The following is an 11,001-nucleotide window of genomic DNA, read 5'->3' on the forward strand; positions in this document are numbered from 1 at the left end:
ACTTTCGCAACAGGGCCGAAAACATAGTTAACAAAGCAATCCAGCTTTTAGAAAAAAGATCAACTATTTCAGCATATTGCAGTCATCAATTTTTTGGCATGTTACTTGCTAAACTACTGACTGCAACTTTTGAATAATGGCAGGAAAATACTCTCTAATATGTTTGTATTTTCCGTATAAAAAGGAAGATCACAGCCATACTCACTGCAATCAACGCCGTTATTTGCGGGAAATGAAGTTGCTTTGCACACAGATTAACGCACAAAATGAGCAATGGCAGAATACTGACTGGTGGCACAACAACGGAAATGAGGTTTAGAAAGTCAATGAAAAAACAAAGCAAGCTCATCCAGGGCAACGCCGCCATAGCCCAAGGCGCGTTCTACGCAGGAGCGCGGTTCTACGCCGGGTATCCCATCACCCCTTCGTCTGAAATTGCTGAGATCGCCTCGCGCGAGCTCCCCAAGCTTGGGGGGATTTTCATGCAGATGGAGGACGAACTGGCGAGCATGGGCGCCATTGTGGGGGCATCACTGGCAGGCGTGAAGTCGTTCACCGCCACCAGCGGCCCTGGTTTTTCGCTTATGCAGGAGAACCTCGGCATGGCGACCATGGGCGAAGTGCCCGTGGTGGTAGTGAACGTGCAACGTTCCGGCCCATCCACAGGCCTTGCCACCAAACCGGCCCAGTCCGACATCATGCAGCTGCGCTGGGGGCGGCATGGCGACCAGGAAATTATCGCGCTGACCCCGGCCTCGGTGCAGGAATGCTTTGACCTGACGGTCAAGGCCTTCAACCTGTCCGAAAAATACCGCGTGCCGGTCATCATGGCCCCGGAAGAAGTCTGCGGACACATGCGTGAAAACATTGTCATTCCTGCCCAGGGTGAAGTGGAGGTTGTTGACCGCAGCCAGCCCACCTGCGCACCCGCCGACTATAAGCCCTTCTGCTTTGATGAAGGCGCTGTTGCCCCCCTGGCCAGCTATGGCAGCGACTATGTTTTCCATGTCACCAGCTCCATGCACGGCGAAAACGGCTTTAGCTGCAATACGCCCGAAAATGCCGGGCGCAGGGTCGCCCAGCTGCATACCAAGATTGCCAAGGGCCGTGATGAAATCGTCATGACGCGTTACTTCGGTAAAGAAGACTGCGAAACCCTGATCATTACTTCCGGCGTGGTCACCCGTGCGGCCCGCAGCGCCGCGCAAGAGGCCAATGCCAGCGGCGGCAAGGTTGGCGTTCTCCAGCTGCAAACCCTGTGGCCCTTTGCCGATGTGGAAGTGCGGGAAGCCGCACGCAAGGCCAAGCGCATTGTTGTTGCTGAAATGAACTATTCCGGCCAGCTGGCCGGAGAAGTGAAAAAGTATGTGCCGGATCCTTCGCTGGTTGTTGGGGTTAACAGCTACAACGGCAGCATCATGACCCCGGCCCAGATTGCAGCCGCCTTGAAGTAAAGGAGAAATACAATGGCACAGGCTATTTCACGCTCGCTTCTTAACAAAGAGGCACTGCCGCTTATGTGGTGTGCGGGCTGCGGCAACGGCATTGTCCTGAACGCGCTTTTGTGCGCCATGGACGAGCTGAATCTCAAAAAGGAAGACGTTCTTGTCGTCACCGGCATTGGCTGCTGGGGCAAGGCCGATGACTATATTTCCGCCAATGCCCTGCATACCACGCACGGGCGCGCCCTCACCTTCGCCACCGGCGCCAAGGCGGCCAACCCCAATCTCCACGTCATCGTTCTTATGGGCGACGGCGACGGCACCACCATTGGCGGCAACCATCTTATCCATACGGCCCGCCGCAATATGGACCTCACGGCCATCATTGTGAACAACCTGAACTACGGCATGACCGGCGGCCAGTATTCGGCTACCACGCCCAACGGGGCCATCACCAGCACGTCTGTTGGCGGCAACCCCGAGCGCGGCTTTGACGTGTGCGACCTGGTGCGCGCGGCGGGAGCCAACTTTGTGGCCCGCGAATCCGTCACCAGCGGCATGCGTCTCAAAAACCGCATCGTTGCCGGTATCCAGAAAAAAGGATTTTCGCTTATCGAAGCCATGAGCCCCTGCTCCACCCTGTTCGGCCCCCGCAACAAGATGAAGCAGCCTGTGGATATGCTGCGCAATCTCAAGGAAAAGGCCGTTTCCCAGGCCAAGTTTGATTCCATCGAGAATGCCGCGGATCTTGGCTACTTTGTCACCGGCGTCATCGCCGACAAGGATGTTCACGATTTCAACACTCGCTACGAGGCCGAACGTGCGGTGATCACGGCCGCCAAGGGAGGAAAGTAGCATGGCCCAGTATGAATTTATCATGGCTGGCACCGGCGGGCAGGGCCTTGTGTTTTGCGCGTCCTTCCTTGCCGAGGCTGCCATTCTGGGTGGCCGCAACGTGGTGCAGTCCCAGTCGTACGGCATCTCGCAGCGCGGCGGCTTTATCAGCGCCGAAGTGCTGATGGACGATGCGGAAATCCTTTTCCAGCAGGTCGTCAAACCCAACCTGATCATTGCGCTGAACGAGGTTGTGGGTACCCGCTACGACAAAGCCGTAGCCCCTGTTGTGTACGACACCTCGCTCATGAAACCCCGCCAGATGAGCAACTGGATCGGCATACCCATGACCGAGATCGCCCACGAGCTGGGCGCGCCCAAATCGGCCAACCTTGCCGGGCTTGGGGCGGCCATGGCGCTTACCGGGGCGCTGCCGCTGGACACCTTGCTGAGCATCGCCGAGCGCAAGGGCAAACCCGACGTGGCCAAGATTAACATGGAAGTGATCCGGCGGGGCGCTGCTGCTGCCGAAGCCGCACGGGGGGGAAACTGATGAGCGAGGAAAAGAAAACTTTTGAAGTTTGCGTGGACGCCGTGCTCTGCAAAGGCTGCGGCTACTGCAAGGAACTCTGCCCCAAGTCCGTTTACGACTTCGGCACGGAATACAATGCGGCTGGCTACCTCTTTATGACTCCGGTCAATGCGCAGGCCTGCATAGGCTGCCGCACGTGCATGATGGTCTGCCCCGACTTTGCCATTGAAGTTCTGGAAAAATAACAGGCCGGAGTCTGTCATGGTATACAAAAGCTTTGACGAGCTTGAAGCAGCTGTGATGCAAAAAGCCCACAAGTGCAAGGTGGCTGTGGTGGAAGCCGCAGACGAACATGTGCTTGAAGCTGTGCGGCACGCTGTTGAAGTGGGCCTTGTGGAGCCGCTGCTGTTTGGCAAGCGGGAAGATATCGCAGCAAAACTCAAGGCCATAGGCCTGCCGGGCGATGCCTATCCCATTGTTGAAACTGCCACGCCGCAGGAATCAGCCACAGGGGCGGGCATGGCGGTCAAGGAAGGCCGGGCCAACTTTATCCTCAAAGGCCTGATCCAGACCGGCGTTCTTCTCAAGGGACTGTTCAAGGAAGAAACCGGCTTCCGCACCGGGCGGCTGATCTCGCACATGAACATTGTGCAGGTTGCCACCTACCCCAAGCTTCTGGCTCTGTGCGATGCCGCCATCAACATTGCGCCTTCGCTCGAACAGAAGCGCGACATTATCCAGAACGCGGTGGATGCCCTTGCGCGCATGGGCATTGATAACCCCAAGGTTGCGGTGCTGGCCTCCGCGGAAACCGTTAATGAAAAAATGCCTGAAAGCGTTGACGCCGCGGCGCTGAAAGAAATGAACAAAAACGGCCAGATCACCGGCTGCCTGATTGAAGGCCCCATATCCTACGATCTGGCGGTATGCGCGGAATCAGCCGCCACCAAGGGCTACGAAAGCCCCGTTGCTGGCGACGCAGACCTGCTGGTGTGCCCCAATATTGTCACCGCCAACGTGCTTATCAAGTGCCTGCGCCATACGGCCAACGCACTGACCGCAGGCATCGTGGTGGGCGGCAGGGTGCCGGTGGTGCTTAATTCCCGCGCGGCAAGCGCTGAAGACAAGTTCAGAACCATGGTTCTTGCGGCCTCTGCCGCGGGGTAGCCAACTGCGGATGGGCTGCCCTGCCGCTTGCTCCCCTGAGGCAACTGCGCGGCAAGGTTTCAGGCTGCCGCGCCGCAATGCAGCTCAGCGCATCAGGCGCGGCAGCCCATGACAGCAAGAGCATTTCACATTGTCCCATAAGGATATGACATGGCGGAAACCAACTATACCGTTCTTTCCATCAATCCCGGTTCCACCTCGACGCGGATTGCCGTTTACAAGAACCATGAGCTTTTGTTCCAGAAAAAAGTGGATCATCCGGCAGAATCCCTGCGCGGTTTTGAGAGCAACGTTGCCCAGTTTCCCATCCGGCTGGATGCCATACTGAAGGCGCTGCAAGAAGAGCAGTTTGACCTGCACCAGCTCTCCGCCGTGGCCGGTCGTGGCGGCAAACTGCCCCCGCTGTTGCAGGGCGCGTACCTTGTTGATGAAGGCATGCTGGACTTTCTGCGGCACCGCCCCATTGACGACCACGCCTCCAACCTCGGGGCGCTGCTGGCGCACGAAATCGCCAAGCCGCTGAACATCCCTTCCTACATCTATGACGCCGTGGTGATGGATCAGATGGAAGACATCGCCAAGCTCTCCGGCCTGCCGGAAATTCGCCGCAAGGCCTCGTGCCATGCCCTCAACATGCGCGCCATGGCCATCAAGGCCGCCGCAAACAAGGGCTGGAAGCTGGCGGACAAAAACATCATCGTCAGCCACATGGGTGCGGGCATCAGCGCCACGGTCATTCATCAGGGGCGCATGATTGACGTCATCACCGATGAGGAAGGCCCCTACTCGCCCGAACGCTCAGGCGGCCTGCCCAACAGGCAGCTTATCGACCTGTGCTTTTCGGGCAAGTTTGACCGCCATTCAGCCACGCGGCGCACGCGCGGTCAGGGCGGCCTGATGGCCTACCTTGGCACCAACAACGCCCTTGAGGTTGAACGACGCATTGCCGAAGGCGATGAAAAAGCCCGCCTTGTGTACGACGGCATGACCTATCAGGTAGCCAAGCACATTGCCTCGCTGGCTGCGGTCATCAACGGTCAGGTGGATGTTGTGGTGCTTACCGGCGCATTGGCCAACTCCTCATACATCATTGAACGTGTGATGCCCCGGATACAGTTCCTCGGCGAGGTCATGGTGCTGCCGGGAGAAAACGAGCTGGAAGCGCTGGCCTACGGAATTTTGCGCGTACTGCGCAAGGAAGAAGGTTTCCATACCTTCCACGAATAGTCAGGTGCTACCCGTGTCACTCTGCTTGCCCCAATCCCTGTCATTCAAGCAGACCCTCAGGGGCAGGGCGCATACTGCGCCTTGTCCCTGCCCGATGATCAGCGGCTTCTGGCAGGTGGTGCATTTCTAACAATACAATATTTAACTTGCGTGTTAATTTACTTAGCGCAAAAAAAGCACATGTGCGCACGCTGCATGGCAATTAACTGAAAATAAACAATAATTTTACAAGACAACTATGGCATAAAAATTGCTCAAAGCGGTATCAATAGTAGCGCTCATGAAAGAGCGCCGTGGATATCTCAAACGCGTTGAGAGCGACTGGTTGTCTGTGTTCGGTCTGCCGCACAATAGAGGATAGCAAGGGCGTTATTGTGTTTGTATCTGATGTGACACTTAACATATGAAGTAAAGTACATTTTCAGGTTGGGTAAATAGCGCCTCCTTTGCTTTTCCGGCCTGCTCAGGGCTTACAATTTTTCGTCCATTCTTATGCCCCGAGGCCGTTCCATTTTTTACACAAAGGGAGTGTCATGGCTGAAATCGCTGCTGAAAACAAAGGGAATCTGGTCAAAAACATTCGCCTTGCGGGGTCTGTTCTTTCCATCATTCTTGGTATCTGGGTCGCCCTGCAAGCGCCGCCGGAAGGCCTGAACGAAAAGACCATGATTGCTCTTGGCATCACCGTGTGGGCTGTGGGCTGGTGGATTACCGAAATCGTGCCCGAATTTGTCACCGGTTTGATGATGTGTATCTTGTGGTCGGCCTTCAAGTGCGTGCCCTTTAAAACAGCGTTTGCCACGTTTTCCACCTCCGGCTGGTGGATCATGGTCGGCGCATTCGCCTTGGGCGCAGTGGCTGGCAAAACGGGCCTTTTAAAGCGTATCTCGCTCTGGGTGCTCAAGCTGTTCCCTGCCAGCTTTGCCGGGCAGGTATGGGGGCTGATTGGTTCGGGCACGGTGATCGGGCCGCTCATTCCCAGCATGAACGCCAAGGCCACGCTTTCTTCGCCCATTGCCATGGGCATCAGCGATGAACTTGGCATTGAACGCAAGTCCAACGCGGCAAACGGCCTGTTTGGCGCATGCTATGTGGGCTTTATCCTCATGGGCCACATGTTCATGAGCGGCTCGTTCAGCCATTATGTGCTGGTGGGCATGCTGCCCGAGGCTTATCGCGGCGTTACGTGGCTGCAGTGGCTTTTGTGGTCGTTGCCCTATGGCGTGTGCGTTTTCCTCGGCATGGGTCTTTTCATCGTGACCTGCTACAAGCCCAAGGAAAAGGTCAGCCTGCCCGCAGGCTACAGCAACGCCCAGCTTGAAAAGCTCGGGCCCATGACCCGGAATGAAAAACTGTGCATGGGCGTGCTTATCGTCACGCTGCTTATGTGGATGACCGAATCGCTGCACAAGATATCTGCCGGTGAAGTTTCCCTCATGGCCATGTGCGTGCTCATGCTGCTCAAGGTTATGGACAAGAGCGATTTCAAGACAGGCATCGACTGGTCGTCCGTTGTTTTCGTGGGCAGCATCCTGAACATGGCCTCGGTTATCCAGTCGCTCAAGGTTGACCGCTGGCTTGGTACGGAGCTGCAGCCCCTTCTTGCCAACGTGATTTCCGAACCCGCCCTGTTCATTGTGACACTGGTCGTTGTGGCCTCGCTCGTCAAACTGGTTATTGTGTCGCTCACATCCGCCTCGGCAATCTTTGTGCTGATTCTTCCGCCTATCATGATTGCCCACGGCATGAACCCCTGGATCGCCTGCATGGTCACTTTTGCCGGCAGCGATATCTGGTACCTGAGCTACATGAACTCCATTTACCTTTGCGCCCATTTCGGCACACAGGGCAAAATGGCGCGGCACGGAGCCATGATCAAACTCTCGGCTGCCTATACCGCCATATGTATAGTGGCCTTTCTTATCAGCATACCTTACTGGAAGATGCTCGGCCTCATAAAATAGCGCGATTCCGGCGTATCCGGTACGCAAGTCGGATTTATTACGCAGTCGCGGCATGGATTTTATTGTGAAGTCCTTGCCGTGACTGCGTCGTTGAACAGAAGATACGGAATAATCGCGGCATAAATGGTGCAAGACATTCCTGGCTTGCGTTGCTTGCATGACAGGGTAATGCGGCGCTGACGCAACACAGGTTTTTGCCTGCGCGTTCTCAATACCCGCTGTATTCATTCAATATTTCATGCGGTTCATGTTTACTTTGCATACAGCGAGGTTTATGTTTTTTACACCGCCCGGCACATACGCCATGTGCGAATCCATCAGATGACGAGGCTCCCATGCTGCCAGCCAGTTTCAAACCGCGTATTCTTTGCGTTTCCATTTATGATGAAATGGCCCAGCTTGTGCGCCACTCCGCAGGCCAGTTCGGCGTTGAGGTTGATGTGTTTGATGGCGGCATTTACAATAGCGGGCACCTCCACGCGCTTGAGGTGGAAAACCGTTACGATGTTATCATCAGCCAGGCGGGAACGGCCATCGCCATCCAGCAGATGGTCAAAACACCAGTCGTGCCCATCCAGATTACAGCCAACGATATTGTCACCCCCCTGCGCGAAGCGTCAGAGCGTCATCAGAACCTGCTCTGCATCACTTACGACAGCAATCTGAGCGTTGATATTGAATCGCTGGCGGCCTTTGCACGACTTAAAAATTTTCGTCAGGTCATCTACCGCAACGAGCAGGACTTCAACAGTATCATTGCCCGCCTTCCCACGCTGAAAGATGTTGCCATTGTCGGATTTGGCGGATGCGTCATTGAAAAGGCGGCGCAGTATGGCCTGCCCTACTATCTCATACGCTCCAGCAAGGACAGCGTGCATCAGGCTGTGCTTTCCGCCCGCAATATTGTTGACCAGCACATCAAGGAGCGTACCCGCTCCCGCCGCCTGAACAATATTATCAACTATTCCCTCAGCGGCATTGTTTCCGTCAATCGAGACAAAACCATTGCCATCTGCAACCGCCCGGCAAAGCAGATGCTTGACCTGCACGGCAAAAAGCTGGTGGGCATGAACATTGATGCCCCGTCAACGCCGCCGGAACTCAAGCAGATGCTCGGCAACGGTGAATACACAGTGGACAAGGTATTGCCCCTCAAGGGCAAGACCCTGGTGGTCAACCGCGTGCCTATCCGCGTGCGCGAGCATGACCAGGGCACCATCATTGTTTTTCAGGAACTTTCCAAAATCCAGAAAATCGAAGCTGAGGCCCGCGTACAGCTTGCCAGCAAGGGCTTGGTGGCAAAATACAATTTTTCGGACATTATCGGTTCAAAAAACACCCTTGGCCCGGTTGTGGCCGAAGCCAAGCGCTATGCCCGCAGCAGCGCATCCATTCTCATTGAAGGAGAAACAGGCTCCGGCAAGGAGCTTTTTGCCCAGAGCATCCACAATTTCAGCGAGCGCAAAAAAGGCCCCTTTGTGGCCCTGAACTGCGCGGCCCTGCCCGAGCACCTGCTGGAAAGCGAACTTTTTGGCTATGAGGAAGGGGCTTTTACCGGCGCGCGCAAGGGCGGCAAGCCGGGCATGTTTGAACTGGCTCACCGGGGAACGCTGTTTCTGGATGAAATCAGCGAAATGAGCCTCGCAACACAGGTGCGCCTGCTGCGTACCTTGCAGGAAAAAGAAATCTTCCGCATTGGCGGCGACCGCGTAATCAACATTGACGTCCGCATCATTGCGGCGTCAAACCGCGACCTCTACGCCATGGCGCAAGAAGGTTCTTTTCGGCGCGATCTGTTCTTCAGGCTCAATATCTTGCCGCTGCAAATACCGCCGCTGCGCAAGCGCAAGGAAGACATTCCCACGCTCATTGCCCATTTTATCAAAAAGAACCATCAACACGTGGCCGGGCGCAGCCGCCTCAAGTTTGACGATGCAACGCTTTCCGCACTGTCAGCGCACGGTTGGCCGGGCAATGTGCGCGAACTGGAGCATATTCTGGAGCGCGTGTTTACCCTCTATGACGAACAACAGGACTTTGACGCGCTGATTACAGACATCATGCGGCGACACTGCCTGCGGCAGGGCATGGCTGGCCCATGCCATCCGCTGGATGATGTTTTGCAGGTGCCGCGCGGCACCATGGCAGAGATGGAGCGCTTCATTCTGGAGGCCTCGCTTGAAGAGCACGGCGGCAACAAAAAAGCCCTGGCTGACGCTCTTGGCATCAGCCGCGTGACCGTGTGGAAAAAACTCAAGGAGCTTGAAGGCGAAGAGCAGGGGCAGGACTGACCCCAAGTGGTGCGAGTATGACCCGAAGCCAATCGCGGCTGGTTTTGCCTTTGCATTTTGCCCTACAGTTTTCTGCGCTTTGACCGATCAGATGGATGCACAGGTTCGCACAAGCGGCCAAGGAGCAAGCCATGGACGATGTGAAGATGGGCATGAGCGTAAGCCTGGCCAGAAGCGCCTTGAACATTCAGGCCAACATGTCTGCAGCGCTTATCAGTGGCACTATTGATAAGGGCGCGGAAATGGAGCAGAACATGCGCAGCCAAGGGCTTGCCGCCGAGGGCATTGGCGGAAAGCTGGACGTGCAGGCATAATACGCTTTGCCGTACGAAGAGGAACAGCCGCCGGGTTTTACCCGGCGGCTGTTGCGCGTTACGAGGACATGCCAGGAATCAGGATCAGCCTGCGGCCCGGCTGCAAGCGGCCATTTTGCGCATTCCGCTGCCGCCGTTCCGGCGGTTTTTCGTTTATCCGCACTCGTTGACAAATACCCGCAGAGTAGTAAGGCTGTATGCGCCGGTTCCCGGCCCAGATTCTGCCCATATCCGCACAAGGAGTTTTTGTGAAAATTCTTGTAACACCCCGTTCTTTCGGCAAAACCAATCCCGAGCTGTTTGACCGTCTGGCCCAGGCCGGGCTGGAAGTGATACGCAACGACACGGGCGGCATTCTCTCCGCCGAGCAGATGAAGGAAAAGCTGGCCGACTGCGCTGGCGTTATTCTTGGCGTTGATCCCATGGACGCCCCTGTGCTGGCTGCTGCCCCCGCCCTCAAGGCCATTGCCAAATACGGCGTTGGGCTGGACAACATCGACCTTGCGGCCTGCAAGGAGCGCGGCATCGCGGTCTCGCGCACCGTAGGGGCCAACAGCAATGCCGTTGCCGACTACGCCCTGACCCTCATGCTCATGGTGGCGCGCAAGGCCGGGCTCATTGACCGCCGCTGCCGCCAGAAAGACTGGGGCAAGATCACCAGCATTGACCTGTACGGCAAAACCATCGGTATCATCGGCCTTGGGGCCATTGGCCGCTGCGTGGTCAAACGCGCACAGGGTTTTGGCATGAAGATTCTGGCCCACGACGTTGTGTGGGACGATGCCTGGGCCGCCAAGGAAGGCGTGGAACGCGCAGACGTTGACCGCATTTGCCGCGAGGCCGATTTCATCACCCTGCACACGGTGCTGACGGACGAAACCCGCAACCTCATCAATGCCCAGCGCCTTGCAAGCATGAAAAAGACCGCCGTGCTGATCAACACCGCGCGCGGAGGACTCATTGACGAAGCTGCCCTGCTGGCAGCCCTGAAAGAGGGCAGCATCTACGGCGCGGGCCTTGACGTATTTGAACAGGAGCCCCCGGCTGATCCGGCGTGGTATGAGCTGGACAACCTTGTGATGGGTTCGCACTGCTCGTCCTCCACCGCTGGAGCCACGGAAACCATGGGCAACATGGCTGTGGACAACCTGTTGCGCGATCTGGGGCTGTAAGCAGCTTCACTGCCTGAATAGTGCGCGCCTGTGGGCGCGAAATGCAGCCCGCCCGCAT

The 11,001-nt window shown here is 56.5% G+C and carries 10 protein-coding genes; all 10 read left to right on the forward strand.

What is annotated here, in order from left to right:
* Positions 1–326 precede the first annotated feature (326 nt).
* The gene (locus NE637_RS04980) at positions 327–1,454 is read left to right on the forward strand and encodes a 2-oxoacid:acceptor oxidoreductase subunit alpha (protein WP_192112677.1); all 1,128 of its coding nucleotides are present in this window, start codon (positions 327–329) and stop codon (positions 1,452–1,454) included.
* A gap of 12 nt (positions 1,455–1,466) precedes the next feature.
* A complete protein-coding gene (locus NE637_RS04985; RefSeq protein ID WP_022659691.1) occupies positions 1,467–2,297 on the forward strand; it encodes a thiamine pyrophosphate-dependent enzyme in 831 nt (276 codons plus the stop codon).
* Position 2,298: 1 nt separating this feature from the next.
* Positions 2,299–2,829, forward strand: a complete 531-nt coding sequence (locus NE637_RS04990) for a 2-oxoacid:ferredoxin oxidoreductase subunit gamma family protein (RefSeq protein ID WP_192112676.1) — start codon at positions 2,299–2,301, stop codon at positions 2,827–2,829.
* Entirely contained in the window at positions 2,829–3,053 is a 225-nt protein-coding gene (locus tag NE637_RS04995) for a 4Fe-4S dicluster domain-containing protein (protein WP_022659689.1), read from the forward strand. The genes NE637_RS04990 and NE637_RS04995 overlap by 1 nt, the downstream gene beginning before the upstream one ends.
* A gap of 16 nt (positions 3,054–3,069) precedes the next feature.
* Complete coding sequence (locus NE637_RS05000; RefSeq protein ID WP_225529940.1) at positions 3,070–3,975, forward strand: bifunctional enoyl-CoA hydratase/phosphate acetyltransferase; 906 nt, start codon at positions 3,070–3,072, stop codon at positions 3,973–3,975.
* Positions 3,976–4,125: 150 nt separating this feature from the next.
* Positions 4,126–5,202 carry a butyrate kinase gene (gene buk, locus NE637_RS05005; RefSeq protein WP_227118041.1) on the forward strand — a complete coding sequence of 359 codons (1,077 nt, stop codon included), beginning with the start codon at positions 4,126–4,128 and terminating at the stop codon, positions 5,200–5,202.
* A gap of 533 nt (positions 5,203–5,735) precedes the next feature.
* Entirely contained in the window at positions 5,736–7,166 is a 1,431-nt protein-coding gene (locus NE637_RS05010; RefSeq protein ID WP_192112673.1) for an SLC13 family permease, read from the forward strand.
* A 335-nt stretch (positions 7,167–7,501) separates the two neighbouring features.
* Complete coding sequence (locus NE637_RS05015; protein ID WP_256267591.1) at positions 7,502–9,457, forward strand: sigma 54-interacting transcriptional regulator; 1,956 nt, start codon at positions 7,502–7,504, stop codon at positions 9,455–9,457.
* Positions 9,458–9,588: 131 nt separating this feature from the next.
* Positions 9,589–9,771, forward strand: a complete 183-nt coding sequence (locus tag NE637_RS05020; RefSeq protein ID WP_022659683.1) for a hypothetical protein — start codon at positions 9,589–9,591, stop codon at positions 9,769–9,771.
* Positions 9,772–10,019: 248 nt separating this feature from the next.
* Complete coding sequence (locus NE637_RS05025) at positions 10,020–10,943, forward strand: phosphoglycerate dehydrogenase (protein ID WP_192112671.1); 924 nt, start codon at positions 10,020–10,022, stop codon at positions 10,941–10,943.
* Positions 10,944–11,001: the final 58 nt, after the last annotated feature.

Source organism: Desulfovibrio desulfuricans (assembly GCF_024460775.1).
GTDB classification, from domain to species: Bacteria; Desulfobacterota; Desulfovibrionia; order Desulfovibrionales; family Desulfovibrionaceae; genus Desulfovibrio; species Desulfovibrio desulfuricans_E.

Bases quoted from the DNA above. Each gene is read 5' to 3' on its own strand.
- NE637_RS05000 (WP_225529940.1), top strand. From the start codon at position 3,070: ATGGTATACAAAAGCTTTGACGAGCTTGAAGCAGCTGTGATGCAAAAA.
- NE637_RS04995 (WP_022659689.1), top strand. From the start codon at position 2,829: ATGAGCGAGGAAAAGAAAACTTTTGAAGTTTGCGTGGACGCCGTGCTC.
- NE637_RS04980 (WP_192112677.1), top strand. From the start codon at position 327: ATGAAAAAACAAAGCAAGCTCATCCAGGGCAACGCCGCCATAGCCCAA.
- NE637_RS04990 (WP_192112676.1), top strand. From the start codon at position 2,299: ATGGCCCAGTATGAATTTATCATGGCTGGCACCGGCGGGCAGGGCCTT.
- NE637_RS05020 (WP_022659683.1), top strand. From the start codon at position 9,589: ATGGACGATGTGAAGATGGGCATGAGCGTAAGCCTGGCCAGAAGCGCC.
- buk (WP_227118041.1), top strand. From the start codon at position 4,126: ATGGCGGAAACCAACTATACCGTTCTTTCCATCAATCCCGGTTCCACC.
- NE637_RS05010 (WP_192112673.1), top strand. From the start codon at position 5,736: ATGGCTGAAATCGCTGCTGAAAACAAAGGGAATCTGGTCAAAAACATT.
- NE637_RS05015 (WP_256267591.1), top strand. From the start codon at position 7,502: ATGCTGCCAGCCAGTTTCAAACCGCGTATTCTTTGCGTTTCCATTTAT.
- NE637_RS04985 (WP_022659691.1), top strand. From the start codon at position 1,467: ATGGCACAGGCTATTTCACGCTCGCTTCTTAACAAAGAGGCACTGCCG.